21 protein-coding genes are annotated in these 25,956 nt (G+C 49.0%); 8 read left to right on the top strand and 13 right to left on the bottom strand.

All coding sequences use genetic code 11. The features are described 5' to 3' along the window. Positions 1 to 93: 93 nt before the first annotated feature. Positions 94 to 687 carry an AhpA/YtjB family protein gene (locus BZJ19_RS06995; protein WP_077675083.1) on the bottom strand — a complete coding sequence of 198 codons (594 nt, stop codon included), beginning with the start codon at positions 685 to 687 and terminating at the stop codon, positions 94 to 96. Positions 688 to 817: 130 nt separating this feature from the next. Between BZJ19_RS06995 and serB the strand changes: the two genes are divergently transcribed. After that, the gene (gene serB, locus BZJ19_RS06990) at positions 818 to 1,789 is read left to right on the top strand and encodes a phosphoserine phosphatase (protein ID WP_077675082.1); all 972 of its coding nucleotides are present in this window, start codon (positions 818 to 820) and stop codon (positions 1,787 to 1,789) included. Here the strand turns inward: serB and BZJ19_RS06985 are convergent. Next, positions 1,786 to 4,143: a PilZ domain-containing protein gene (locus BZJ19_RS06985; protein ID WP_077675081.1), complete on the bottom strand. Its 2,358-nt coding sequence runs from the start codon at positions 4,141 to 4,143 to the stop codon at positions 1,786 to 1,788. The two genes, serB and BZJ19_RS06985, sit on opposite strands and share 4 nt — an antisense overlap. A gap of 123 nt (positions 4,144 to 4,266) precedes the next feature. Between BZJ19_RS06985 and radA the strand changes: the two genes are divergently transcribed. Continuing rightward, on the top strand, positions 4,267 to 5,643 hold the full coding sequence (gene radA / locus BZJ19_RS06980) for a DNA repair protein RadA (RefSeq protein ID WP_069589170.1): 1,377 nt from the start codon (positions 4,267 to 4,269) through the stop codon (positions 5,641 to 5,643). A 72-nt stretch (positions 5,644 to 5,715) separates the two neighbouring features. Here the strand turns inward: radA and BZJ19_RS06975 are convergent, their stop codons facing one another. The 3 genes from BZJ19_RS06975 to ettA form a co-directional block, all read right to left on the bottom strand. Further along, entirely contained in the window at positions 5,716 to 6,720 is a 1,005-nt protein-coding gene (locus BZJ19_RS06975; protein ID WP_069589171.1) for a peptidoglycan DD-metalloendopeptidase family protein, read from the bottom strand. Positions 6,721 to 6,770: 50 nt separating this feature from the next. Further along, the gene (locus BZJ19_RS06970; RefSeq protein WP_069589174.1) at positions 6,771 to 7,151 is read right to left on the bottom strand and encodes a PilZ domain-containing protein; all 381 of its coding nucleotides are present in this window, start codon (positions 7,149 to 7,151) and stop codon (positions 6,771 to 6,773) included. Between the two features lie 213 nt (positions 7,152 to 7,364). Beyond that, positions 7,365 to 9,032 (bottom strand): energy-dependent translational throttle protein EttA, encoded by a 1,668-nt coding sequence (gene ettA, locus BZJ19_RS06965; RefSeq protein WP_077456225.1) that lies wholly within the window; start codon positions 9,030 to 9,032, stop codon positions 7,365 to 7,367. Between the two features lie 158 nt (positions 9,033 to 9,190). On the opposite strand from ettA, the gene sltY reads away from it, so the two are divergent. Together sltY and trpR are read left to right on the top strand one after the other, a co-directional pair. Continuing rightward, complete coding sequence (gene sltY, locus BZJ19_RS06960) at positions 9,191 to 11,197, top strand: murein transglycosylase (protein ID WP_077675080.1); 2,007 nt, start codon at positions 9,191 to 9,193, stop codon at positions 11,195 to 11,197. Positions 11,198 to 11,238: 41 nt separating this feature from the next. Next, complete coding sequence (gene trpR / locus BZJ19_RS06955) at positions 11,239 to 11,559, top strand: trp operon repressor (protein ID WP_069589177.1); 321 nt, start codon at positions 11,239 to 11,241, stop codon at positions 11,557 to 11,559. Between the two features lie 58 nt (positions 11,560 to 11,617). On the opposite strand, the gene yjjX is transcribed toward trpR, so the two are convergent. The 4 genes from yjjX to BZJ19_RS06940 all read right to left on the bottom strand — a co-directional run bounded on the left by yjjX (position 11,618) and on the right by BZJ19_RS06940 (position 14,125). Further along, positions 11,618 to 12,133: an inosine/xanthosine triphosphatase gene (yjjX, locus tag BZJ19_RS06950; protein WP_077675079.1), complete on the bottom strand. Its 516-nt coding sequence runs from the start codon at positions 12,131 to 12,133 to the stop codon at positions 11,618 to 11,620. Beyond that, a complete protein-coding gene (locus BZJ19_RS16980; RefSeq protein WP_102136116.1) occupies positions 12,096 to 12,410 on the bottom strand; it encodes a sterol desaturase family protein in 315 nt (104 codons plus the stop codon). The genes yjjX and BZJ19_RS16980 overlap by 38 nt, the downstream gene beginning before the upstream one ends. After that, entirely contained in the window at positions 12,411 to 12,977 is a 567-nt protein-coding gene (locus BZJ19_RS16975) for a sterol desaturase family protein (protein WP_102136115.1), read from the bottom strand. It lies immediately after the preceding gene. 218 nt (positions 12,978 to 13,195) lie between these two features. After that, positions 13,196 to 14,125 (bottom strand): sensor domain-containing diguanylate cyclase, encoded by a 930-nt coding sequence (locus BZJ19_RS06940; protein ID WP_157891165.1) that lies wholly within the window; start codon positions 14,123 to 14,125, stop codon positions 13,196 to 13,198. A gap of 470 nt (positions 14,126 to 14,595) precedes the next feature. Between BZJ19_RS06940 and BZJ19_RS06935 the strand changes: the two genes are divergently transcribed. The 3 genes from BZJ19_RS06935 (at position 14,596) to BZJ19_RS06925 (ending at position 18,408) form a co-directional block, all read left to right on the top strand. Continuing rightward, positions 14,596 to 16,497, top strand: a complete 1,902-nt coding sequence (locus BZJ19_RS06935; protein WP_077675077.1) for a S8 family serine peptidase — start codon at positions 14,596 to 14,598, stop codon at positions 16,495 to 16,497. Between the two features lie 13 nt (positions 16,498 to 16,510). Beyond that, a complete protein-coding gene (locus BZJ19_RS06930) occupies positions 16,511 to 16,915 on the top strand; it encodes a hypothetical protein (RefSeq protein WP_077675076.1) in 405 nt (134 codons plus the stop codon). Between the two features lie 248 nt (positions 16,916 to 17,163). Continuing rightward, complete coding sequence (locus tag BZJ19_RS06925; protein WP_077675075.1) at positions 17,164 to 18,408, top strand: dicarboxylate/amino acid:cation symporter; 1,245 nt, start codon at positions 17,164 to 17,166, stop codon at positions 18,406 to 18,408. Positions 18,409 to 18,454: 46 nt separating this feature from the next. Here BZJ19_RS06925 and dgt read toward each other — a convergent pair whose 3' ends face one another. The 3 genes from dgt to BZJ19_RS06910 all read right to left on the bottom strand — a co-directional run bounded on the left by dgt (position 18,455) and on the right by BZJ19_RS06910 (position 22,530). Then, positions 18,455 to 19,900, bottom strand: a complete 1,446-nt coding sequence (dgt, locus tag BZJ19_RS06920) for a dGTPase (protein WP_077675192.1) — start codon at positions 19,898 to 19,900, stop codon at positions 18,455 to 18,457. 97 nt (positions 19,901 to 19,997) lie between these two features. Then, positions 19,998 to 21,395, bottom strand: coding sequence for an alpha-amylase family protein (locus BZJ19_RS06915; RefSeq protein WP_077675074.1), 1,398 nt, complete (start codon positions 21,393 to 21,395; stop codon positions 19,998 to 20,000). 229 nt (positions 21,396 to 21,624) lie between these two features. Beyond that, on the bottom strand, positions 21,625 to 22,530 hold the full coding sequence (locus BZJ19_RS06910) for a hypothetical protein (protein ID WP_077675073.1): 906 nt from the start codon (positions 22,528 to 22,530) through the stop codon (positions 21,625 to 21,627). A gap of 1,020 nt (positions 22,531 to 23,550) precedes the next feature. On the opposite strand from BZJ19_RS06910, the gene BZJ19_RS06905 reads away from it, so the two are divergent. Beyond that, positions 23,551 to 24,636, top strand: a complete 1,086-nt coding sequence (locus BZJ19_RS06905) for a type I restriction endonuclease (protein ID WP_077640202.1) — start codon at positions 23,551 to 23,553, stop codon at positions 24,634 to 24,636. Positions 24,637 to 24,689: 53 nt separating this feature from the next. Here the strand turns inward: BZJ19_RS06905 and BZJ19_RS06900 are convergent, their stop codons facing one another. Continuing rightward, complete coding sequence (locus BZJ19_RS06900; protein ID WP_077675072.1) at positions 24,690 to 25,868, bottom strand: tyrosine-type recombinase/integrase; 1,179 nt, start codon at positions 25,866 to 25,868, stop codon at positions 24,690 to 24,692. Positions 25,869 to 25,956: the final 88 nt, after the last annotated feature.

Raw genomic sequence — 25,956 nt, 5'->3', positions numbered from 1 at the left:
GATGACGGGGATTAACCCATGAAAGAGATGGCTTAGGCCATCTCTTTTTTTATGGGTGAGGTTTGAGGCGCCCTCGTGTGTATCTGAGTTGGATTACCAAGGAAGTAATGGAGTTTGGCCGTCGCGACGCTTGAGCATGCCAACCAGCAATGCCCCCAACAGAATCGCGAGCACTAACAGCGTACGAAACTGATTCATGTTTTCTTGCAATTGGTGATGGGCTTTTTCTGTGACCGCCTGATGTTCTAGCGTGAGGCGGAGAAAGCCAACCACATCGCCCTCTCTGCTAATGGGAGCCATGAGTTGCTGACGGCCGCGGCTTTCTAACCCGAGCGGCGTGGTCAATCCAACCGCCGTTTCGAGCGGTAGTGCATTAGCCGAGTGCACCACGGCCTGACCGTTTAGGCGGTAGAAACTCGCATCGCGGATCAGAGGCTCTTTGATCAAGGCGTCGGCCATGGTTTGTAATGGCTGATAGTTCTTATCCACCAAAGCGTCATAGGCTTGTGCGCCAATCTGGCGTGTCATCAGTTGTGCTAGCTCATCCGTTTGTTGGTAGAGTGCCTGATACTGACGCTGGCTTAATGTCGTGCTGTAAAGCATCAACGCCGCAATTGCGGCGATCGCACTGAACAAGATCCCCCATTTCACCACGCGTCGCAGTGCTTGTCGCGAAACCGTAAACATAGCCACCTCAAAAGCTAAACCGCCAGAATAAATTGCACTGGAGCTCAGTGCCGGTTTTATGGTATCACAGCCTCAATACGATTCATTCACTATTCAATCGACGGCTTCGGCCGCAAGGACGCCTACAACCATGGACGCGACGCCCTTTAAAATTTACCGCACCCCAACGCTTTATCAACGTTTCCCATTGTTGTCGACCTACAGTCGCTATACCCGACGTCAAGGTGGATGGGTGCTCTTTGGTGAGCTGTTAGACCCGCGCCAGCTTGATGATATTGCTTTTTTTACCGGCGAAGCGGTGACACCGATTGATGGCTGGCGAGTGGGGCCCTATGAAGTCTTATTAATGGCGGGGCCATTAACCGATGCGCATCAAACCATTGTCCATTTGCTTGGCTTGGATTGTGCGGACGTGCACGGGTTGCCAGATCTCAGTCAGCCGGGTCTTGCGGTGTTTGATATGGATTCAACCGCGATTCAAATCGAATGTATTGATGAAATAGCTGCGTTAGCGGGGGTTGGGGATGCGGTCTCCGCGGTGACAGAACGTGCCATGCTGGGTGAGTTAGACTTTGAAGCCAGTTTACGCGAGCGTGTTGCTGCGTTGAAAGGCGCGGACAGCCAAATCCTAGCGTCAGTTAAATCCACGTTGCCTTTGATGCCGGATATGGCGCGTTTAGTCGCCAGTTTGCGTGCGCATGGCTGGAAGGTGGCAATTGCCTCTGGTGGCTTTACCTATTTCTCTGATCACCTTAAAGACACGCTGTCACTGGATTATGCTGAGTCCAACCATCTCTCGATAGCGCAAGGAAAACTGACGGGAGAAGTGGAAGGGCGCGTGGTCGACGCCCAGCGAAAGGCAGACGTGCTGACGATGCTGGCACAACAATATGATATCGCAGCGGAAAATACCCTTGCGGTCGGGGATGGTGCCAACGATTTACCCATGATGAACGCCGCCGGGCTTGGTGTTGCTTACCATGCCAAGCCGATGGTCAACGCCCAAGCGCAAGCGGCGGTGAAACACGCTTGGTTAGGCGGTGTGCTTTGTATCCTATCGGCAAGCTTGCGCGAGGGACGTATCAGTTGGCAGGCTCGCTAACAGCCAAGGCGCATCAGCACCTCATCGGTGACATCGACCAGCTCGCCATAAGCACACAGTGCGGCAAACTCATCCTCGAGCTGGCGCGCTTTGTGGGTATCGCGTTGTAACAATGCCGCGAGTTTTTCGGGATTGATTTCTTGTTCCGCATGAGCAAGCGGCGCCATTCGGTTGCGCAGTACGGCAAATAGTCCTCCGCGCTGAGCTAGCTCAATAAACTTGCGGCGGGCATCGTCGGACTCAAACTCGCTATCTGCGAAGGTATGCACTCTGCGTACGGTTTCATCTTGCATGTCCATCCAGACATAGTATTCGCGGATCAGCTCCTGTTGTGGCTGAGAGGGGCGGGAAACCTCATGTGTGCGCGTATGAATTTTGTCGCCAAACAAGGGGTAGAAGGAAATCTGTCGCCCTCCACCGGCGCGCTCGAGTAATCGGTGTAACCGGCTCGGTGGTAGGTTAATGCCGACCGCGGATACCGAGAGTACGCCATTGTCTCGGCGTATAAAGTAAGGCTGCACGGTGAGCCGGGTCAGCAATAATTGGTGCATGGCTCGCACCAGTGGCGGATCGGGTAAGATCTCATCCAACACGGTGAGTTTTTCTTGGTTGTGCTCAATCAAACGGCGTAAGTATTGGCGTCGGCGAGTATTCGGGGCTTCGTTGACCAGCTTTAGCTGGATATTATTGCGTTTAGGGCTGACTCGGATAACCTGATAAGGCATATCTACCAAAGGCGCGCGGCGGTCGATCTTCACAAAGGCATCGAGAGAGACAGAGATCAGATCGTCTTTTGCGCCTTGAAAGGGCTGCTTGAGTGCAACATTCAGTCCGCCCGAGGAAAAATCTAACAGCGCGCCTTCCATAAACCCCTGTTCAGCATGCACCAAAGAGACCTTAGAGCGGTATTGATAACGTGGCTCACGGCGCTGCGGCTGCATATCGGAGGAAATTAAACTGGCTTGGCTCACAGGATTACGCTCATGTAAAAAGCGGCGTAATGCTTGGCTCGAGCGTTCGGGTTTGGGGTGACTTAAATAGGCCTGCTGCGCATCATGATGTGTCACATCCTGTACAAGCGCTACATGCGTCAACGTCTTCAACTTGTTGAGCCAGTCTGGCGATACATCCTGCAGTCGTTCGATATCGGCAGCCGTGATGGCTGACATGGTCACTTTAAACGCCCGCCAAGATGTCCGCTTGGCCCCTAATTTCCAAAACAGCTGGCGTTCTTCCACACTCATCTCACTCGGAGAGGCTGAGTAGAAAAATCGACGCTTATTCTTTTCAACATAAAAACAGTAAAGCAGAAGTTGGCTATTGGCCGCCCCTTCGACTTGTAATAATGAAAGGCGTTGTGGGTCGAAAAGGTGATTGATCACTGGCTGGTTGCGTTCATCATGCCAGTAATCCCAAAGGCTGTGGTTTTGCCGCGTTTTAAGCACGTACGCCATTTTATCTTGCGCAAAATAGAGCGGCAGTACGCTGGTATGATGCAAAAAAGACTGCTCATAGCTTTGCAGCTTGAGGGTCAGCAGTTTATCTTCCCCGTCTTGTTTCCCGCGAAAGTCTGGCGATGCCATTTCGGACTCCAATGCCCGTTTGATGGCGTCACTGCTGGTATCAAGACGCAGGCGTAACCAAGCATTGCTCGTACTATCATTGTTTTGGTCCACACCAATAATGCGGTAGCTCAAGCCATCTTCAAGATCAGGGTCGAGATACTTCTTTGCTAACGCCGCAAACCGGACAGTGACTTCTGAGCTTGGCGGGTAGTCAAAGGCGGCGGGGACGCGCACGCGGCAGCCTGAGTTTGATAAGTCGCTGGTGGTCCCGTGAACTTCCTGACCCGACTGCAAGGTGATCAAGACTTGCGTAGCATAGTGAATGCGACTTTCGCTGCGTGATAGATAGCTGCCAAAGGTCAGCTTCTCGGGTAATAACGCCGTTTGGGCACTATCGGTGACTGGGCCTTGCCCTTTTTGCTGGTTCTGCTTGGCTTTCTCGTGTTGGACGCGAAAGTTATTTGGGGTGTTGTGTAGATCTTCCCATAACCCTTGGGTCAGTTGTCCGTTATAAAGTGGCAAGCGCTCGTAGTAATAGTTAATGGCGACGTCGTCCAACCAATGCTTCTTGCCATGCAAGTCATATTCGTGACATTCGCCATCGACTTTTCCACGCAAATCAATGGTGCGATTGCACGGCGCCATCAGCCGCCTGATCTCCATTTTGATCAGCAGCTTGGCAGAGTTCGGCTCGTTAGCCGTTAGCTTGTCGAGCAGCACCTCAAATTTTGGGGTTTGGGAAAGAGGAAGCAGTTGCTCAATCAGTCCCTGGTAATCATCCTGCTTCATGGCAAAGTCTGTTAAAGTATTGGCCTGCTTTTGTAGCGGCACGCTATCAAAAAAGTTTGGGAATAATTAATAAGATAGCAATCATTTTGTGAATTAGCTGACATCATACGTATTGGAGTGCGAATGGCAAAAACAAAACGGGCCTACGTGTGCAATGACTGTGGCGCTGATTTTCCCCGCTGGCAAGGGCAATGCTCAGCGTGCGGTGCGTGGAATACCATCACAGAAGTACGCCTTGCCGCGTCCCCTCAAGTCGCGCGCAACGAAAAATATGCCGGCTACGCGGGGAGTGCTGAAGGTAAAGTACAGACGTTGCAAGAGATTGACTTGCAAGAAGTGCCACGCCTGAGCAGTGGTTTTAAAGAGCTAGACCGTGTCCTAGGTGGTGGGATTGTGCCTGGCGCGGCCATTTTGATTGGGGGCAACCCGGGCGCCGGTAAAAGTACTTTGCTATTACAAACCATGGTGGGTTTGGCGCAGCACTTACCGACGTTATACATCACCGGTGAAGAGTCACTCCAACAGGTTGCGATGCGTGCTGACCGACTTGGGCTTCCCAAAGATAAACTCAAGCTATTGTCCGAAACCAGTGTAGAAACCATTTGTCAGGTTGCTAAGAAAGAGCAACCTAAAATCATGGTCATCGACTCCATTCAAGTGATGCATGTTGGTGATGTGCAATCGGCACCGGGTAGCGTTTCTCAAGTGAGAGAGTCAGCCGCCGCTTTAACGCGCTACGCGAAACAGCACAATGTGGCGATATTTATGGTCGGCCATGTGACCAAAGACGGCACCTTGGCCGGCCCGAAAGTGCTCGAGCACTGCATTGACTGTTCGATTCTACTCGATGGTTCAAGTGATAGTCGCTTTAGAACCTTACGCAGCCACAAAAACCGCTTTGGGGCGGTGAATGAATTGGGTGTGTTTGCGATGACCGGGCAAGGGCTGAAAGAAGTCAGCAACCCTTCGGCGATTTTTCTTTCGCGTGGCGAGGAGCAGACGTCGGGAAGCTCGGTAATGGTGGTATGGGAAGGGACACGGCCTTTGTTGGTAGAGCTACAAGCGCTGGTCGACTATTCGCAGTTAGCCAATCCTCGTCGTGTCGCGGTGGGTTTAGAACAAAACCGACTGGCGTTATTGTTGGCGGTGTTGCACAAACATGGCGGGCTGCAAATGTCGGATCAAGACGTGTTCGTCAATGTGGTGGGTGGCGTCAAAGTGACCGAAACCAGTGCCGATCTCGCTTTGTTGTTGGCGCTGATCTCAAGCTTTCGCGATCGGCCTTTACCCCGTGATTTGGTGGTCTTTGGCGAAGTGGGCTTGGCCGGTGAAATTCGCCCTGTGCCGAGTGGTCAAGAGCGCTTGATGGAAGCGGCGAAACACGGCTTTAAAAAAGCGGTCGTCCCGAAAGCGAATATGCCAAAGCAGCCGCTTGAGGGCATGCAAGTCTTTGGGGTAAGCAAGCTGTCTGATGCGTTGGATGTGTTGGAAGATCTCTAACCGCAGTGATAAACAACAAAGCTCACGTGTCTTGCTGCCCGGGAGCCGAACTCTGTGAGCTTTGTTGAGTGACTACATCGATACGTTGGTAGGCGTCACGTCTAAATCCGCCTCGCGCTGTTGCGCGGTACTTAGCGGTGGCTCGGGGTCGGGCATATTGGCGACCTGAACCTGAGTTTCTACCAAGTTTTCTACTACCGAAACTAAATGGCCCCAACCCACACGTTTTTCTTTTTCCAGCAAGGTATCAAAGTTCTCAGCGCTCCATTTAATAAAGCGGCGCGGGTCCAGCGCGCGTCCCAAAAAACGGACTTCATAGTGCAGGTGAGGACCTGTCGATAAGCCAGTGTTGCCGGACCAAGCAATCAGATCGCCTTTTTTCACGAACTGACCACTGCGCACATTGAATTTATCAAGGTGTGCGTACAAGGTCATAAAGCCGAAAGCATGGTCGATTTTGACAAAGTTGCCATAGCCTTTTTTGCGACTCGGGCGTACGTATTCCACTACGCCATCTGCAGGTGCATAAACGGGCGTGCCTTTGTCTGCGGTCAAATCTAATCCCATATGAAATTTGGCTTTGCCGGTGACTGGATGTGTGCGTGATCCAAATCCGGATGAGCGCCGATAGCTTTCAATCGGTTTACCGTTGGGAATGAGCTGCAACATGGTGTATCGCACTGCAGAGTTAATGGCCGCGACGTCTAAACGGTGGGTGAGTGAGGCGTCTTTGGCGACCGAGTTTAACCCCAGCATATCCTCGACGGTCACCACGCGTTGCGTGAGCGCAGTGAGTTCAACGTCTTTATTTTCAATGGTCGCGGTTAACTCATCCCGTTTTTGTTGCAGTACCGCTAATTCCGCATTCAGCGCCGCCCTTTCATCCCGTAAACGTTCCACGGCGGCTTCGGCCTCTGTTGAGCGTGCAGAGAGAAAGTACAAGCTGGCAAAGGTGACGGTGAGCAGTGCGAGCAACACAAGCGCAAGCGTCTGCACCACCTTTTTACGAGTGGGGCAGAGGGTAAAGTGCTTCACGCCATTAGGGTGCGTGACGGCGATATGAATGTGATCTGTCATGACTGGCTACTGCTGGCCTGCATTTAATACCGTCCATGACCGCGCGGACACTAAGCTTGTGGCTCCGCCATGTGGTCAGTCAGTTGTGCGAGCTCGCGATGGAGAAGTTCATCGTTGCCGACGTTAAGTTCAACGAGCCTTTTTAAATGACTGGCACTATCAATGTCAATGTGATCGATATAAAGATGTAAGTAATTCGCGCAGTTGTTCACGAGAATGCACTCCATGTCTAATTCTATCTCTGAATCATGGAGAAAAAAGACCAAGTCGAACTCTTTACGCTCAGGGTCAGATTCCCAATTGTTGGGCAAGCTAAGTAGCACGCCTTTTAGGGATAAATCGAGTACGTGTGCGTGCCATTCACGACCATCCTGTTTGAGTATCGCGGGGGCACGATACATCACGCGGGAATATTTTCTACGCTCTGACATGACAGCATCTCCTCTAGATGTCTGTTTTCAGTGTAGGCAATGGGGTGCAGTTGGCACGGGAATTAGACGTTTTGTCTCACTTTTGCAACGTTTAGTTACCTTTATTGCGCTATGTACCGGAGACAATACGGTTTAGGAAGCATAAAGAGCCCCGCTGGGGCTGAGATGGTAGATAGCCACCTCAGCCCGCCTAGCAGGGCTGTCGCGCGGCAATTACTTGGCGACGCGCTTGTACTTGATACGATGCGGCTCAGCGGCTTGCGCCCCCAAGGTTTTCTTCAACCAATCGGTGTATTCAGCAAAGTTACCTTCGAAGAAGTTCACTTGGCCTTCGTCACGATAGTCAAGAATATGGGTTGCAATACGGTCTAAGAACCAGCGGTCGTGCGAGATCACCATGGCACAGCCTGGGAATTCAAGCAGGGCTTCTTCGAGTGCACGCAAGGTTTCTACGTCTAGGTCGTTAGTCGGTTCGTCGAGAAGGAGTACGTTACCGCCTGCTTTAAGCAGTTTGGCAAGGTGGACACGGTTACGCTCACCACCGGAAAGCTCACCGATGCGTTTTTGCTGATCGCTCCCTTTAAAGTTGAAACGTGACACATAGGCGCGCGCTGGCAACTCAAAGTTGTTAATGCGAATGATGTCCGCCCCTTCTGAGATCTCGTCGTAGACAGTGTTATTGTCATCCATGCTGTCACGGAACTGATCCACCGATGCCAATTGAACGGTGTCACCCACTTCCACGGTGCCTGAGTCTGGTTGCTCAGTGCCACTTAGCATCTTAAACAGCGTCGATTTACCCGCACCGTTTGGACCGATAATACCGACGATGGCCCCTTTAGGCACACTGAACGACAGATCGTCAATCAAGACACGATCCCCAAAGGATTTGGTGAGGTTGTTCACCTCAATAACCTTATCGCCTAAGCGTGGACCCGGCGGGATAAACAGCTCATTGGTCTCGTTACGGCGTTGATAATCTGACGTATTAAGCTCTTCGAAACGCGCCATACGCGCTTTAGATTTGGCCTGACGTCCTTTTGGATTCTGACGCACCCACTCGAGCTCTTTCTCGATGGTTTTTTGACGTGCTTTTTCTTGTGACGCTTCTTGCTTCAAGCGAACGTCTTTCTGTTCCAGCCAAGAGGTATAGTTACCTTCCCAAGGAATACCTTCACCACGGTCAAGCTCCAGAATCCAGCCAGCAGCGTTATCCAAGAAGTAGCGGTCGTGGGTAATCGCCACCACAGTACCGGTGTAATCGACCAAGAAGCGCTCAAGCCATGCAACAGATTCGGCATCCAAGTGGTTGGTTGGCTCATCAAGAAGCAGCATATCTGGTTTCTCAAGGAGCAAGCGACAAATGGCGACACGACGGCGCTCACCACCCGAAAGGTGCTTAATTTGTGCATCCCACTCAGGCAGACGCAAGGCGTCAGCGGCGCGCTCAAGGGCGTTGTCGAGGTTGTGACCGTCTTTTGCTTGGATCAAGGCTTCCAGTTCGCCTTGCTCTTGCGCCAAGGCGTCAAAATCTGCATCTGGATCAGCGTAAGCCGCGTAAACTGCATCGAGTCGGTTCAACGCGTCTTTAACATCGGCAACCGCTTCTTCGACGGTTTCACGAACCGTTTTGTCTTCGTCCAATACCGGCTCTTGGGGCAGATAACCCACTTTTAAGCCCGGTTGCGCACGGGCTTCACCCTCAATGTCGGTATCGATACCGGCCATGATGCGCAATAGGGTCGATTTACCCGCACCGTTTAGACCCAACACACCGATCTTGGCGCCCGGGAAGAAACATAGAGAAATATCTTTCAGAATTTGGCGCTTAGGTGGCACGATCTTGCTCACCCGCGACATGGTATATACGTACTCAGCCATTTCTGCTCGCGTTAATAGTTGTGGAGTGAAAGACGCTATTCTAACGTTAACTTTGCCAAGTTTAACAGTGATCGTCATATTCAGGCGTTAACATCGAGGGAATTTGCCTGCCAGGCTGTTGTCTACTCGATGTTAGGAACACAGGAGCAACCGTTGACATGGAATTACTCACTGCCTTCTCCCGGCCATATGGCGCAGCGTATCGTCTCGCTGTCGCCTGTGTCCGTGCTTTCTCACGCCCTTTAGTGTCAGGCGTATTAGTGACATCCAGCTTTGCCGCGCCAGCGGTGTTGGCCTCAGCTACCCCCGACGGCACCGAATTAACGCCGCAACAGCGCCAATATGAGGCTGCAATCGACGCCATCGAGCGTGGTGATCTCAAACGCTTTCGCACCCTAAAGGGCCAGCTTCGCGATTACCCGCTTTATCCCTATTTGGACTATCGTGACTTTACTCGCAATTTGTCATTAAAGTCGCACAAGTCGGTCACTAACTTTATCAACCGCTACAATTCGTTGCCTTTTGTAAACAGTTTGCGGGCCGACTATTTGACCTTGCTTGCCGATCGAGGGGAATGGAAAACCTTGGTGTCTTTCCAGACCGATGTCCCGCGTGGTGAGCGTTATCAGTGCCAGTACTATTACGCCCACAGTCAGGCTGGTAACCGCGCATTAGCACGCAGTGGGGCGAAATCGCTTTATCTCTCGGGTCAGTCGGTAGACAGCGCTTGCGATCCCTTATTTGGCTTTTTATCCCAGCAAAAACTCTTAACCGGTGAGCTGATCTTACAGCGGATGCTACTGACCTTTGAAGCACGTAACCGCAGCCTGATGCGGTATTTAAATCGTCAACTACCGGCGTCTTATCAGCCACAAGGCGAGCAGGTACTGGCGCTTTATGATGAGCCTGAGAACGTCGCTGATTTTTCCAAGCGCAGTAAGGTGACGCCTTTTAACCAAAAGCTAACTCGACTTGCATTTGAGCGCTTGTCGCGCAAAGACGAAGCGCAAGCCATTCGCCAGTTTCGTCGGACGGTCGAAGGGCAGCATTACGATAAGCGTGAACGCCAAGAGATTGCCGATTATCTGATCAGCCAATTGATGAATGATGACGAGCCTGCACTCTCAGGGTGGCGTGATCGCATGCTGCTCAATACCCACAACGATGGCTTGATTGAGCGACGCTTTCGATTGGCGTTATTGGATAATGATTGGCACGCGCTCAATGCGTGGCTGTCGCTACTCAGTGATACCGAGAAGCAATCGCTGAAGTGGCGCTATTGGGATGCGCGCATTCAGCTCGAGTTAGGGGATAGTGAGCAAGCCAATCGCGCCTTCGCCAGTATGGTGGGAGAGCGTAACTTCTACAGTGTCGCCGCGGCGCAGCATTTGGATCAAGCTATTCATATTCCTTCCCGATCAGCGGTACTCAAAGAAGAAGGGCTGATGCCAGTGAAAGATGTGTTAGCGCGAGTGGACGAGCTAATTGCGCTGAACAAAATCTATGCCGCGAAACGTGAATGGTATTACGTCCTCAACCGTGCCAGTGACGCGCAAATTGCGTTATTGGCGGCATACGCCAGTAAAAATCACTGGTATCACTTGGCGGTGCAGGCAACGATCGCAGGAAAAATGTGGGATCACTTATCGCTGCGTTTCCCGCTTGCTCATCAGTGGTGGTTTGAGTTTTTCAGCCGTGAGCGAGGGGTGGATAAAACCACGTTAATGGCGTTGTCGCGGCAAGAGAGCGCCTTCTTCACCCATGCGGTGTCTCATGTTGGCGCGCGAGGCTTAATGCAGCTCATGCCGCGGACGGCGCGAGAAACATCGCGGGAGCTTGGCTATGAGTACGAAGGGCCGGCGAGTTTAAGTGATCCTGGGGTGAACATTCGTCTTGGCAGTGGCTATCTAAAAATGATGCTGGATCGCTTTGAGAGCAATCGCATCTTAGCCTTTGCTGCCTATAATGCTGGGCCGCATCGGGTATCGCGCTGGTTAGAACGATCGCAAGGCCATATGGATGCGATTGCTTTTATCGAGTCGATCCCGTTTTATGAAACCCGCCATTATGTACAAAATGTGTTGATGTTTGAAATCTATTACCGTCAGCTATTGGGGGAGCCGATTCAATTTTTGCGGGCCAACGAGTTAGCGAAACGTTATTAATGGTACACTTGCCGCACTGACGTTAACCGTGAGAGGAAACCATGTCGCAATCACCTGCATTTTCAGGGTGGCAAGATGTTATCGCTTTAGTGCGTCGTGCCGGACAAGATGGCCATGATGATGCGTTGCTAACGGCGCTGCTGACGCCAGATGAGCGTGATACCTTGGTCGCGAGGATCAATATTTTACACGAGCTATTGGAAGGTAAAATGAGCCAGCGCCAACTGAGTCAGTTGCTGGGGGTTGGCATCGCTACCGTGACGCGCGGCTCCAATGAGCTCAAACGCCTTGACGATGACAGTAAAGCGTGGCTGGCGCGTTTACTCAAAAGCGAAGCAGAGCAGAAAGCGCATACCGACTAGCGGAACGCCACTATTTTATTGATAACGGAGCCTTCGGGCTCCGTTTTTTCTTGATTGATCAGCGGTAAAGATGAGGATGTAGAAACGGAATCAAGGCTAAGATAAGTGCCTGATGGTAAACGCTTGATCGCGTTAAGCGATGCCCGGTGAGCATACCAATCGCACCGCCTTTTTGCTTCACGTTCTGCTCGCTGAACATACGATCCATCACATCACCCAGCTCCTCGCCATGGTGTAATGCGCGCAGTGCCTCTGGCGGAAGCGGTAGAGAGGCTGAGCGCGCTTCACCACGCGTCGTTCCATCGTCGATCACCATCCATGCAAAGGTATGCTGGTGGTCTAATCCGGCCTCTACCCCGACGTAAAAATCCCCTTCGTATTTTGCTTTGGCATGCTGAATACGGTTGCAGGCACCGGCATAGGTTTCTTTCTCTGTCATGGGTTGGTCTGGCACGTCGCTGGGGACCGCGACACCGGTAAACGTAAAGGGGTGTTCAGGAAAAACATCACGAAAGGCAGCTTCGACGGCGGCGATTTTAGCGGGGTTTTTGGATGTGACGATGACTTGGCTCATGCGCCTGCGTCTCCTTGTTATTTTGATAGGCGCGCTGAAGTATACGCCAACGCAAAGGCAAACGCAGCATCCCAAAAATATGACTGGCGTCAGTGGCTTGGCTGACTTCGGCTAAGCCGATACGCATCTCTTTGTGACCTTTACGCGGTTGCGGCACATAGGTACCAAACCAGCGGTCCCAGCAAGACAGGTTGAAACCATAGTTGGCATTGCACTCATGAAAACGGGTCGAGTGGTGCACCCGGTGCATATCGGGGGTGACGATAACGCGGCGCAATCATGCATCTACCTGTTTGGGCAAAGCGACATTACTGTGATTAAACATGGCCATACCGCTTAGCATGGTCTCAAAAAGGATCACCCCTATCACAGGTGCGCCGAGTATCATAACAACTAAACATTTAATCAGCATGGAAAGCCAAATTTCTACGGTATGAAAGCGTGCTCCCGTGGTGACATCAATGTCCATGTCCGCGTGGTGGACAAGGTGCAAACGCCATAGCCAAGGCCATTGATGGAATAGCTTGTGTTGATACCAAATGGCCAAATCCATCAGCACCAGTGTCAGTATTATCGCGAATGCCTCGGGCAGAGCCAGCATATTGAGCACACCCATGTCATGGCTCTGAGACCATGTGGCGGCACCGACCGCCGTCAGTGGGGCAAACAAGCGTAACGTTAGGGTGTTAAACACCGTCAAACTAATATTGCCACGCCAGCGTTCTCGCCGTGTTCTGGTAAGGGGGCGTTTTGGCCTGCGCCACTCAGCGAGTAGCATCACCGCCAGCACGGCGACAAACACACTCAGCCGGAAGATGGCCTCGTTTGTTTCAATCCAACTCATAAAGGCTCCTTAGGGTTGATTTATGATACGTGATAACGGCATCACTCGCCCATCGAACGGAGTTGGATGAAGTCGCATTTGAGATCTAGGCTGTCAAAATGACAATGCAGCGAAAGGAGAGGCCGATGACCCAAGTTTGCATGATGTGTACTTGGCTCGCCGTTCACTAGGGGTAGAGACCGCATTGCCAATACAATAGTGGCTAAGTGATTGGCAACTTATGGGAGATCATCGCATACTTGATTACGGCCTCGCTGTTTGGCGGTATACATTGCCCGGTCCGCGCGCGCAACAACCTCATCCAGTGAATGATGGCCCGCTTCTGTATAGCTAATGCCTGCGCTGACGCTAACCTGATGGCGAGTGGCATGCCACAAGAACCCTTCTTGGTAAACATGATGACAAAGGGTGTTGGCTAGCTGGACCACGTCTTGGTATGTACAGCCCGGTATGATGATAACAAACTCTTCACCTCCCCAGCGGGCACAGCATGCTCTCGACGGTGAAAACTGCGTAAGTTGGCTTGCGATCTGGACCAACAATCGGTCCCCCGCAATATGCCCTAAGCTATCGTTGACCTGCTTAAATCGGTCGATGTCTAACACAATAGTGCCGAGTGCAGTGTGATGAGCATATTGCTCAAACCATTCTGAAAGGCCTCGCCGGTTTGTTAGTTGGGTCAGACTGTCCGTCAGAGAGGCGTGCGTCGTCTCATCGAGTGAAGTCTTGAGTTGATGGATATCTCGAAATACAACGATGTGCCAATCTGGGTTTGGCGTGACATCGACTTGCGCCGTGACCGCATACCAACGCTGTTCCCCATTGGCATGGGTGATTAATGCCGGAAGCTCAACGGTGCGCTCACCGCGTGCTTGCGCTTCGTGCACGGCTTGATGCCACTGGTGAATGACCTCTTGCCTGTAGGACGGTTCGGGATAAGCTTTTTTAAACCATTGGTAAATGTCTGGCATGCTATCCAAAGTATATCCGAGCTCTTGTTGGAAGGCTTGGTTAAAGAAAATATGGGCGCGATTGTTATTGCCAATTTCATCACTCACAATCCCTTCGGATATTAATAAGGGCAGTGGCACGATATCCAGTGCATCGAAAAAGTACTGTTTAAACTGATCAAGTGACGCTTTACTCAAGGTATCCGCCTTACTATTCTCATTAACATTCGCTTGCCTTATTGATTTTTTTATCATTAATGAGTGTAGATGATTTAATCATATTCGACGTCATCTCTCGCGTTTATGAATCAATGAATCTCTGGGTTACGGACTGAGACAGCTGGAGGGTACGACGAATAGCCGATCCATTTCGTGAGCGTAGTAGCTACATTATTTCTCAGATAATTCTGTGAGGACGGATTTAAAACAAAAAAGTATATCTTATTACTTTTTCTGTTGGCTGTTTCGTCACAATATTCAATTGCTTATGTAAAATTAAAGTTAATAAATGTGAGTAATGGTCAGTTATTTGGATGTCTTTTGTTTAAAAGCTAGGCACAAGATCACATCTTTTTTAATTTCTTGTTTATCATCAGGTTATTTCTTTTTACTAATGATGGGTCTCTCAGAATCGAGACACGTCTAGTTAGTGTAAAAAGGAATGATAAATGCACAAACACAGCTCTCTTGCGTTGATTATCGGCGCGCTTTTCCACACCTCCGGGGCGTGGGCGATGGCAAAAGTGCCTGAGCCTGTCGAGCCCGATCCAGACCCACAAGCTTGTGTGGCGTTAACGGGCAATGAGCCTGTTGATATTGGCCGCACCAGTGCAGAGCGCTGTTTGCCGGGTGATGACCCATTTACAGCGCAGCAGTGGCACCTACTCAACAGTGGTCAGAAAGCCTTTGCCCGCGAAGGTGGGCAAGCGGGGAACGATCTAAACCTTTGGTGGGCTCACCGACAGGCTATTCTGGGCCAAAACGTCAATGTCGCTGTTGTCGATGATGGGTTGGAGATTGGTCACCCAGATTTGGCGGCCAATGTCCGAGCAGGTAAATCTTACGATTTTGTCAATCGTGACAATGATCCGACGCCAGAAGGCTGGAGTAATCGTAATACCGCACATGGTACCTCAGTTGCAGGCATCATCGCCGCAGTGCGAGATAACGGCCTTGGTGGTATGGGGGTCGCACCGCTTGCCAACCTGCAAGGTTATAACTACCTCGAATATCAAAGCCAGAATGCATGGGAGATCAGCCATGGCCGTGAAGGCTATTCGGATGATGTCCGTGTATTCAACCAAAGCTATGGCGGTTCCGGGGTGCGCAGCTATCCCTATAGCGATGACCCAATGAGCTATGATGGTCGCCAGAACGCCCAATACAAAAAAATGAGCACGGAAGCCTTTGGCGGACTTGGCGCAGTTTTCATCAAATCAGCGGGAAATGGTTATAAGCGTACCTCATTTAATCGTGAGCGCTTCCGTCCAGCGGACGATAACCACGGGTTGCCTTGGCAGAACAGCAACCAATCGTCTGATAATGCGAATTATTGGAACCTAACGGTCAGCGCGCTCAATGCAGACGGCAAACGTTCTTCCTACTCGTCGGTCGGGAGCAATGTGTTCTTGACTGCACCGGGTGGTGAGTATGGCACCAATAAACCCGCACATATCACCACGGACCTCACCGGTTGTACGATGGGATATAACCGTGATGATAGTATTCCTTACGATTCGCACGACCTGCACGGTGGCACGGAGATAGACAACACCTGTGATTTCAACAGCGTGATGAACGGGACGTCCTCGGCGGCGCCAAATACCTCAGGGGCATTTGCGTTGATGATGTCAGCCTATCCAAATTTGTCGCAGCGCGATATTCGTCACCTATTAGCGACGACAGCGACACGCGTGGATGCAGACGATGCCGATGTTCTTTTAACCTATCAAACGGCACTTGGTGGCGAGCGCACGGTGACTGGCCTAGAAGGCTGGAAACAAAATGCTGCAGGGCGTTGGTATAGCCCAACCTATGGATTTGGTTTGATTGATGTCAATGCGGCCCTCGACGCGGCGAAGACATATCAGCCACTTCCTGCACAAGTGTTCACGGATTGGGCGTGGTCTTATCACAACCAAGAGGGTGAAACTGGGCTCGCGATTGCAGATGCTGGGGCGGTGGCGACAGCAGACAGTGTGCAAGTGGCCGACAACCTCACTATTGAGGCGGTACAAGTGCGTACCTCGATCGAGCACAGCCGTATGTCTGATTTGCTCATTGAGTTAGAGTCGCCCGCAGGGACTAGGAGCGTATTGATGTCACCACGTAACAGTATGCTTTCAAACACCTTGGATCCTACCTATCCAGAAGGTTTTACCGACCATTTAATGCTATCGCACAAATTTAATGGTGAAGCATCGCAAGGTCAGTGGACGCTCTATGTCACGGATACTGACGGTGATACACGCCAGTACACCTTAGGTGGCGAGATTAAATCCATGCCAAACAACCGCGATGATGGCAAACTGACCCAATGGTCACTGCGTGTCATCGGTCACCGTGGTTAATAGGAGACGAAGTATGAAAAAGATGATCTCAGCACTCGCTATCATGGGCTTTAGCTTGAGTGTTAGCGCAGGTAGCGTGCAATTGAACGGCCAAGACTACGTGGTGGTGGATACGGCCAACAGCGCTCGCAGCATGAGCGGTGAACAAATGGGCGTGATGGTTGGCGATAAGGTCGCTGTATCCGCGCAAAGCACGCCTTTGACTGTTACTGGCTCTATTTTGGTAAAAGCGAGCGAAGCGCACGCGAGTGAGCTGGCTCAAAAATACGGTTTAAGTTTGGTAAGTTACCTAGAGGGCGTTGCCCTACTTGAAGCCACACCGGGCACTAATGTGGCAGAACTTGAAAAAGCCTTGAACCAAGAGCTAGATACCCCCGTCAACTTAGAGCTCAACCCACAAAACCAACGCCCCCAATAATGGCTTTGTGGTGATTCCTAGCCCGCTGTCATGGCGGGCTTTTTTTTATCATGCGCTTTCTTGGTATTTGCAGTGAAAAGTGTGGTCTCATTCGCCAACCAACCATTTTGTTACTAGTTATTCCAGATTGTTCATAACTTTTACATGAGCTGAATTCCGCTACTTGCTATGATTTGTCGCCAATTCGCTACAAAAATGCAGATAAATCATCATTATGCAGCTACAACGCTGTAATTAGGGAAAAGACAATGTGGAAAACCCTTAGACATTCTTTGCCATTGCAAATTGCGGTGGCGGCCGCACTGGCTTGGCTGGTGGGCATGGTATTCGGCCCCATTGAAAACGCGGAACAGACCACTTGGTATCCGTTGCTTATGCTTGCCAAGGTCAGTTATATCGGTCTACTCAAAGCCGTGGTCGGCGTGATGGTATTGCTCTCGTTACTGGAGGGGATCAGTAATATTGGCAATGTGGTTCGCCTTAAGCGCTTAGGTGGTGCAACACTTTTGTTTTACGGCTTTACCACCACCATCGCGATCACCATTGGTCTTGGCGCAGCGTTGATGATGCCCGAATGGCAACCGCTCACCAATGCACCGCCTGTGGATGAGAGCATTAGCTTTATCAACCAAGATGCTGCGGGAGCCGGAGCCATTGCCACCAAACTTATCAATATGGCGTTGGTGAATCCGTTTGCCGCGGTGACTCAGGGTAACCTTTTGGCGATTGTGGTGTTCACCATTTTGTTCGGCATTTCGCTGATTGTCGCACTGCCAGAGTCGCACCCATTATTCGAGACCATTCGCGGGCTGAATAAAGGCATTAACACCATGGTGGCAGGCATTATCAAGCTGGCGCCGTTTGCGGTGTTTGCGATTGTTTTCCAATTCTCCCATAAAGGGGATAACGATCTATTCGGCCAGCTATTTAGCTTCGCTGCTTTGGTGTTTGGACTGACGATGGTCCATGCAGTGATCGTGTTGCCGCTTATTGCACGGGTTGCTGGTGGCATTGGCTTTGTGAGCCTGTTTCGCGCCATTTCTGCACCGCTGGCGATGGCGTTTGCCACCTCATCCAGTGCTGCGACACTGCCCGTTTCGATGCAGGCTGCCAAAGATGAGCTCAAGGTCACTCCGTCGACCGCGAGCATGGTCTTGCCGTTGGGCGCGGTGATGAACATGGATGGCACCGCGTTGTTTGAAGGCATTGCTGCAGTGTTCTTGGCACAACTGTTCGGGATTGATCTGTCAACGACCGGCATTGTGATGATCTTCATTATGGCGATGGTTTCGTCGGTAGGTGCGCCGGGCATGCCGTCAGGCTCGATGTCGGGTATGCAGTTGGTACTGCTGGCAGCGGGGATCCCACTGGAAGCCATTGCTATTTTGCTGATCATTGAGCGCCCACTCGACACCTTCCGTACTGCGGTCAATGTGCAAGGCGATTTGATTGGTGCCACGGTGATTGATAAGTGGCAAAAGCGCTTTGGCTAATGGCTATATCGCAAAAAACCGCTCCCAACCACGGAGCGGTTTTTTTTTAGCCCTCTTCAATCACATGAAAGGCGCGGTATTCGTCGAATGCGTATTGGTCCGTCATACCGCTGATATAGTCAATCAATAGGCGAGTACGAAAATAGAACTCTCGCGCAGTAGAAGAAGGGATCTGCTCCGCCAGTGCCTGTTTTTGTACTGCGTCGCGATAGGCTTTTTTATGTTTTTCAGGCAGCTTTTTAAATAGCCGCTGGGTGTATATCGACGCATGTGGCTTGACCGGCTCGCCGTTGACTAAAGCCGTAAACACCTCACTGGGCAAGGTTAGGAGTGGACGATAGATGCTCATTAAACCATGGATGACGCGATAACCTTGTAGCTCGCGGCGTTCCACTTCAGGGTGACAAAAGGCATGCGCTTTGGCGACGTTTTTAAACGTTTGTACAAGTAAATGATTGACGCTGTTATCTTCAATTAGCGCGTGATTAAAGGTGCCATCAATAACAGCGGGTAAATGGTCGATAAAGCGTTGGGCGGCATGGCGAGGCAAGCGTTTATTGACCTCCACACGCAAGAAGACAAAAAACTGACTGTCACTACCGTGGCTGCGCTTTTCCGCATTCTCTAACATGGTTGCCATGGTGTTGGCGTCATGCCCTTCACTGGCTTGGGTAAGCTGCACAAAGGTTGCCTTTAAGGCCTCTTTCAAATCCGCGAGAGTCAGTACGCCTTTTTCAACGGCGTCTTCTAAATCGGCAATGCCATAAGAAATATCATCGGCCGCTTCCATAATGTAACTGACTGGAGCACGACAGCCGGGCGAGATGGCGAGCGTTTTTTGCAAATCGCCAATGTACGCGTGTTCACTGAGAAAATAGCCGACCTTCTTTTTCAGGTAAGCGCGCGTGTCGTCATCTGCAGGTTTCGGCTCGCTACCACACCGAGTGTATTTAAGAATGCCGGAGACTTGCGAATAGGTGAGGTTCAGCTGTTGTAAGGTATGGATCAGCCGAATGCCTTGTGCGTTGCCTTCAAAATGACAGAGATCGCGCTGTACCTCCTCAGGCAGTTCGTCATTAAAATGCTGGCGGTAGATAGACGGGACCTGCTCTCTGAGCCAATCACTGAGCGCTTGCTCGCCAAAGTGTCCGAACGGTGGGTTACCTATGTCGTGCATCAGGCAAGCCATCTCAACCAAGGTTTCCAAGCAGCGGTCGAGCGGGGGAGCGAGTTGCGAGGCAGACAGTTTGTCGGCAATCAGTTGACTGATATAGCGCCCGACTTGCTGGACCTCTAAAGAGTGGGTGAGACGGCTGCGCACCGCGGCATTGCGTTCAAGTGGGAAAACTTGGGTTTTTTGTTGCAAACGGCGCACGGCGGCAGAGTTAATGATCCGTCCACGATCGCTTTCAAACTGCTTCATCAAATCGCCGTTCGTTTGCGTTCTAAAAGGCCGATCTGGACGGATTTTTTGCTTAAAATTCACAGTCATCATGACACCCAGCTTGTCCACTTTTTAAGATAGAGTGCGGCGGATTTCACTGACTGTCAATCCGCCGCTTGGCATAGCAAGACGGCGGCGACATAGATTAATGCATATACATCTGCGCCGAGCGGGCAGGAATGGTGATGGTGTGAAAACCCGATGAGATGGTGTTGGTCGCATCACTCAAAACATCATAATAAGGGCGATACCAGTTCAAAGGGTATTCGCGTGTATTGATGGTATAAGATTGAGGCTCTCCACACTTATTGATCGCCACAATACCGGCTTGGTCGCGCGTAAATAACAGCAGACATTGGGTGCTGCCAATCACCGTCATTGGCTTGCCGTGCATTGCATTATGAAAGCGGAGCATGGCCTTCATCGCAGGCTGCTTCCACACGCCTTGCCACCGGCCGTTGTCTTTGTCTTCGTTTGCAGAAAGCTCATCACTATAGATCAGAGGACTCCCTCCGTCTTTGCCAAGAATATAGGCATAGGCGAGCGCTTCATCAGTGGGATCCATGATTTGGTAGCGAAAGCCATCGTTAGTCGGTATGTCGTGGGTAATGGTAAAGGTGATCGCGCGGTGTTTATCCAGCGCTTGACCAACACTTTCAGGATGATGCAACTGAGTGAGGCTACCTTGGAACGAAAACGCGCGACGGATTTGCGAGAATAAAGGAAAGTCATAAGCGCTATGGGTGGTTTGTTGTAAATAAGGTAAAAGAAACGCCTCATAGCTTTGGTCGCCGGCCCCACCACTGGTGATCACTTCGCCAAAAATATGCATGCCTTCACGAATGGCATCCGTAAAGACCTGATTGATGTGATACATGCTCATGTGTTTGACTGCATCAACCCGAAACCCCTTCACGCCCATCGCTTTTAGCGCTGATAGATACGTACGCTGTTGCTCAACCACCCACTGATTCGGGTCTAAATCGGGTAAGCCTGCATCTCCTTCTCCACCGCACAAACGCCAATATTGCACATGGCCTGGGTCATGCCACTGAGTGATACAGCCTTCTGGATGAAAGTCCGTGCTGGAAAACAAATGCTGCGAGAGCTGCCCAAAAAGTGTTTGCTGCTCGAACGCTTCTTGGTTTTGCGCGTAGTGTTCCAAGACGTGTGTGCTGGGGTAATTAAGATCGTCACGTAATCCGCTTTCATTCGCCATGTGGTTGAGCACCACATCGGCATAAACAGCCACACCATGCTGGTCGAGAGCAGTGATCATGGCTTGAAAGTCTTGTTTATTGCCTAATGGAGAGTCGATAACACGCAGATCTTGAGGTTGATAGCGTGCCCACCACTCTGTGCCAGACGACTTCATGGCTGGCGCCACTAACACCTTCTTGTAGCCAGCTTCAGCAATGTGCTCCGCTCTTGCTTCTACAAGCTGATACGGCCAATTAAAAGCATGGAGAATAGCCTCTGCATGTGCTGTGGCTGAATAGATAAACAGGCTGATTGCTAATGCGAATGGATAGTTTCTTTTCATTATAAGGGCCTCGTTATTGGATTCCCTTTAATGCTATTAATATATTTCTTTTTAAGAAGAGAGGTTGAGAGGATTAGGAAGAATGGTCACGGTCTGTAGGGGATGAAATGATCAAATATTGATCTGCCTATCAAAAGTGATATTGAGAAAAACGATTATGGCTTATGTAACATAAGTATTGAGCACTGCAGGCAAATAAGGCAGTGAATTTGCCTGCAGTGTAGTGGTATTACTTAATGGTAAACCCTAAGTAGGCTTGGAACTCATTATTATCAAAGATATCTTTGTCGTTTGCAGTACCTTTGGAGTCCTTATATTCCCAGTTAAAGGCTTCATAAGAAACACCAGCGTGCCAAGAGAAGTGCTCGTTTACTTCTTTCTTGAATTCGAATTCAGGCTGAATATGTGCAAGTGCAATTGTTGAGTCTGAATCTGGTGTAAAATAAGCTTCAACATAGTTTTCGATATTGAATGAAAAGCCTGCCGCCAACGGTAACGAGTACGTTAGATAGTTTTCGGTACCAATTTGATAATCATACTCTTCTTCAGCGGTATCATAATAATTGAAGTTATACCAAGCTAGGTCTAGGCTCCAGTGCTCGGAGAGGTCACCCGATAGATAGAAGTTCGTTTCTGCGCCACTTTTATTTTGTAGGCTATCGTCATTATCGTTACCTACCTGCGCCCAAAGCTCGATACCAAATGAAAATTCTTTGCCACCTAGCGTTACATCTTTACTGAAGTAAGGAGCGAAAATGTACTGTTTGGTATCACTTGAGTTAGATTCATCACTAGCAACCCAAGAGGCGTCGTATCGAAACAAATAATAAAGAGTAGTGTCGAAGCCAGCGAATTCACCTGCTTTTTGTGCGATACCAAACTGGGTGTCCCATCCTTCTTTTCTTGCCTCACCTTCGTTTTTAACGAAGTCTTTATCGACATCAAACAGGAAGCTATAATTGTCGCTAAGTTTATACGAGCCTTTACCGATGGTGACCTCTGTTTTGGTCAGGCCATTCTCGTAGTCATTTACTTTCACTTCACTAGTAAGAGAGCCAAGTTCTGCAGAAAAAGCGGAGGAGCTTGCGATAGATACAGCAACGGCTAGTGCTGCTTTTTTGATAGTATTACTCACTTTAAAGTATCCCTTCTTAATTCGATCGATTCCTGCCGCGTTATAATTATCAATAATAATTCCAAGTGAAGTCTGTCACGATTTTCATGACAAAAACTTGGTAATTATTCGCACCATATCGATGCGAATAGCGACAGTCCGTTTCAATATATTCGCAATCCCTGAACTGAGTTTTGAATAACATTCTCAGCTGCGAACATTTTCAATGCTAGCAATGTGCCATTGGCATGACAATAGCATTAATATTGAGTTAACTATCAGCTAGAATTTTTGCTCTAAATTCGTATCGCTACAAGGTAACAATCACCGTTCAGGATTCATTCAGGTCGCACAATTCACCAATAATCCACCAAAAAAAAGTTCTATCCGCTATGTAATGAAATGTTTAGCAATCGATTACTCGACCATTAATTGATTATCTAGTGAACTATGAGAATGTGAGTGGATAATTATTCACTGTCATTTCGGTCTGGATGAATTTATATGCGGATTAATGGGGGAGTTAGAGGAATATATGAAAGATAAAAGGATATTTACCCATTGCTATAGTTATAGCGTTTACATAATAACGTTATCTTGGTAGTAAGCTGAGTCAATGATCAGCCAATAAAACAGGGAGGGTTACAGCTACAGTAGCGCATGTTTTAGTACCAAAATTAGTACAAACAGCCTGATATCGAAGTGTGGGATACAAAAAGGGCGATAAATCAATGAGTTATCGCCATTTTCAATCGATTGGTGGAGCTGGCGGGAGGCTAGTTGCCAAAACGCTTTTTGTTTCCAAGTTGCTGATTTTATTGCTTTTGTTTCTTTTTTTTTCTAGTGTGATACCGGAATTTTCGACAATTGTAGCCCACTTTTGTATGTGAGTGAAAGAGGTGAGATAAGAGTTTGTCTAGCTGTCGGTGCAGTTGAGTCTTAAATCACAGCACAAGTCACTAGTTGATGGTTTAATGAGCAAGCATTTGTATATGGCTGTTGCATCTGCTTGTTCACTTAAGCGCATATGAGGAGAGACAAATGGACTTTATTGAGCGACTGCAAGCGTTATCGAAAAAGGTGGGGCAGCTAGCTGATTCAATAGAAACAGAAGAGGCGACAAAGACAGCTTTGGTGATGCCGTTTCTTCATAATGTACTTGGCTACGACATCTTTGACCCCAGCGAAGTTATCCCCGAGTTCACTGCTGACACAGGTACTAAGAAGGGTGAGAAGGTCGATTACGCTCTAATGAAAGATGGTGAAGTGCAGATCCTAATAGAGTGCAAAAAGGTAAATGAAACGCTCTCACCAAAGCATTCTAGTCAGCTTTACCGCTACTTCTCTGTTACTAATGCTCGCATTGCTATCCTAACCAACGGATGTGAATACCAGTTCTTCACAGATCTTGATGCACCAAACAAAATGGACAATAAGCCTTTCTTGGTACTGGATATGTCGGAAGTTGATGAGCATGTGGTGCCCGAGCTTAAAAAATTGACTAAGACGTCCTTTGATGTTGATTCAGTAGTAGATGCAGCAGGAGAGTTGAAGTACTTAAATCAGATAAAGAAAGTACTGTCTGAACAGTTTCAGGATCCAGAAGAGGACTTTGTGAAACTGCTAACCTCTAAGGTTTATGATGGAATACAAACAGTTAAAGTCAAAGCTCAGTTTACAGAGATAACGAAGAAAGCCCTCAAACAGTTTCTGAACGACAGCATCAATGCAAGGTTGAAGTATGCAATCGGCAGTGAGGAGAGAGAGTCGGTCTCAGCTGAGAGCAAAGGTGAACAAGGTGATGTTAACCTTGTGGATGAAGATGATGGCAATCCGAAGATTGTGACGACAGAAGAGGAGTTAGATGGCTACAATGTCGTGAAAGCTATTCTACGTGAAAAAGTAGAGGTGTCTCGCGTTGCACACCGTGATACTCAAAGCTACTTTGGTATCTTGCTCGACGATAACAACCGTAAACCTCTATGCCGCTTACACTTTAACGGTCGCCAGAAATACATTGGTCTATTCGACGCAAACAAGAAAGAAACTAAGAATCCGATTGATAGCGTTGATGACATATTCCAATACGCAGGGCAGCTTAAAGCTTCTATAGATCTGTACGAATAAAATATTTTGAGCGCTAGGTGCCTTGTCTTGAGGCTACCTAGCGGCTTATTTAACTATGCGACGCGCTGTTTTCTCCGTCCTCTTCTCCCTTTAGCATCAAGTGTTTTGACCACGCTAGCCAAAGAGTTAGCTGTCATATGAGTATACCTCGCCGACATAGAGGGGGTTTTATGTCCGAGCCAAAGCATCATTTTTTGAACAGACACATCACTCTCTGCCAGTCTAGTTGCACAAGTGTGACGCATCATATGAGGTACAAACTCTTGATTACTGCTAAACCCTAATGAGTCTCTCATTACCTTCCAGTGCCAGCTCAATGAATCTGGCGTAATTGAAAAGATTGGCTGGCTTGGGTCGCAGTCTTCTCTCTTAAGTGACTTTATTTCAAGTATCTTCCTTGACCTTTTAACAAGCGGTATAGTTCTAGAGGATTTGTTTTTTGAATTTTTGATAAATATAGATTTTGTCTCCTCGTTGTAGTCTTGCCATTTTAGGCAAAGAAGCTCGCTTATTCTTGCCCCTGTGTCAATCGCTAAGCTTATAAAGTCAACAAAATCTTCTTTTCCTCTTTTTTGGAAGAATTCTAGTATTCTTTCTTCCTCCTTTTTTGTCAGGACCCTTGTGCGAGCATTATTCTCTCTTGTCCATGGAAACATAGGCAACTTATCGGTGAAATCAAGTAAGATGGCATGTTTTAACACTACTCTTATCTTGCTAAGATTTCGGTTGATTGTTGCGTTTGACAGGCCTCTTTCTCTTAAGTGGGCTACGTAGTCAACAAGCTTTCTTGATGTGACCTCTGCAGGAGGAGTGTTCGTTCCAAAGTATTCAATACAGAGATAAGCCTTCCGTCTTGTTGCTCTGTAACCTTTAATGTTCTCTGGTATCCATCTTGTTTTACATGCAGATTCATATGCCTCTTCTAGTGTTCCTTTAGGTTTTCGTTTCTCTTCAATCACGCGAGGGTCTAACATGAATGATTCACTGAAATACAATTGCTTTTTAGGGTTAAGTTTTAAGAAAATTAGATTATTTAAGAGATGAATTGACTTTAATTTCTCTCCTCTCTCTTCAATTATTTCACGAATAGCATGTCTTGGGTTGTCTCTGGCAATAACCTTGTTCTCTCCATCTATTTTATAATCCAGTATGTAGGAGTCTCCAGACTTGTCTAAGTGTATGTCATAGTGTTCTAGAATTCTTTTTACATTGGAATGTATTGGGTTTTTCATTATTTAATCCTCTTTTTGAGAGGCGCCTATATTTATTTTTATTTTTCACTTTTCAAACCTATGAAATCAATTTCAGTCACATGTGACA

Source organism: Salinivibrio proteolyticus, from assembly GCF_001996165.1.
Lineage (GTDB): Bacteria > Pseudomonadota > Gammaproteobacteria > Enterobacterales > Vibrionaceae > Salinivibrio > Salinivibrio proteolyticus.
This window is presented reverse-complemented; position numbering and strand designations above follow the sequence as displayed.

What these genes read in the sequence shown, in the direction of transcription:
- BZJ19_RS06995 (WP_077675083.1), bottom strand. Translation starts at nt 687, where the DNA reads ATGTTTACGGTTTCGCGACAAGCACTGCGACGCGTGGTGAAATGGGGG.
- serB (WP_077675082.1), top strand. Translation starts at nt 818, where the DNA reads ATGGACGCGACGCCCTTTAAAATTTACCGCACCCCAACGCTTTATCAA.
- BZJ19_RS06985 (WP_077675081.1), bottom strand. Translation starts at nt 4,143, where the DNA reads ATGAAGCAGGATGATTACCAGGGACTGATTGAGCAACTGCTTCCTCTT.
- radA (WP_069589170.1), top strand. Translation starts at nt 4,267, where the DNA reads ATGGCAAAAACAAAACGGGCCTACGTGTGCAATGACTGTGGCGCTGAT.
- BZJ19_RS06975 (WP_069589171.1), bottom strand. Translation starts at nt 6,720, where the DNA reads ATGACAGATCACATTCATATCGCCGTCACGCACCCTAATGGCGTGAAG.
- BZJ19_RS06970 (WP_069589174.1), bottom strand. Translation starts at nt 7,151, where the DNA reads ATGTCAGAGCGTAGAAAATATTCCCGCGTGATGTATCGTGCCCCCGCG.
- ettA (WP_077456225.1), bottom strand. Translation starts at nt 9,032, where the DNA reads ATGGCTGAGTACGTATATACCATGTCGCGGGTGAGCAAGATCGTGCCA.
- sltY (WP_077675080.1), top strand. Translation starts at nt 9,191, where the DNA reads ATGGAATTACTCACTGCCTTCTCCCGGCCATATGGCGCAGCGTATCGT.
- trpR (WP_069589177.1), top strand. Translation starts at nt 11,239, where the DNA reads ATGTCGCAATCACCTGCATTTTCAGGGTGGCAAGATGTTATCGCTTTA.
- yjjX (WP_077675079.1), bottom strand. Translation starts at nt 12,133, where the DNA reads ATGAGCCAAGTCATCGTCACATCCAAAAACCCCGCTAAAATCGCCGCC.
- BZJ19_RS16975 (WP_102136115.1), bottom strand. Translation starts at nt 12,977, where the DNA reads ATGAGTTGGATTGAAACAAACGAGGCCATCTTCCGGCTGAGTGTGTTT.
- BZJ19_RS06935 (WP_077675077.1), top strand. Translation starts at nt 14,596, where the DNA reads ATGCACAAACACAGCTCTCTTGCGTTGATTATCGGCGCGCTTTTCCAC.
- BZJ19_RS06930 (WP_077675076.1), top strand. Translation starts at nt 16,511, where the DNA reads ATGAAAAAGATGATCTCAGCACTCGCTATCATGGGCTTTAGCTTGAGT.
- BZJ19_RS06925 (WP_077675075.1), top strand. Translation starts at nt 17,164, where the DNA reads ATGTGGAAAACCCTTAGACATTCTTTGCCATTGCAAATTGCGGTGGCG.
- dgt (WP_077675192.1), bottom strand. Translation starts at nt 19,900, where the DNA reads ATGACTGTGAATTTTAAGCAAAAAATCCGTCCAGATCGGCCTTTTAGA.
- BZJ19_RS06915 (WP_077675074.1), bottom strand. Translation starts at nt 21,395, where the DNA reads ATGAAAAGAAACTATCCATTCGCATTAGCAATCAGCCTGTTTATCTAT.
- BZJ19_RS06905 (WP_077640202.1), top strand. Translation starts at nt 23,551, where the DNA reads ATGGACTTTATTGAGCGACTGCAAGCGTTATCGAAAAAGGTGGGGCAG.
- BZJ19_RS06900 (WP_077675072.1), bottom strand. Translation starts at nt 25,868, where the DNA reads ATGAAAAACCCAATACATTCCAATGTAAAAAGAATTCTAGAACACTAT.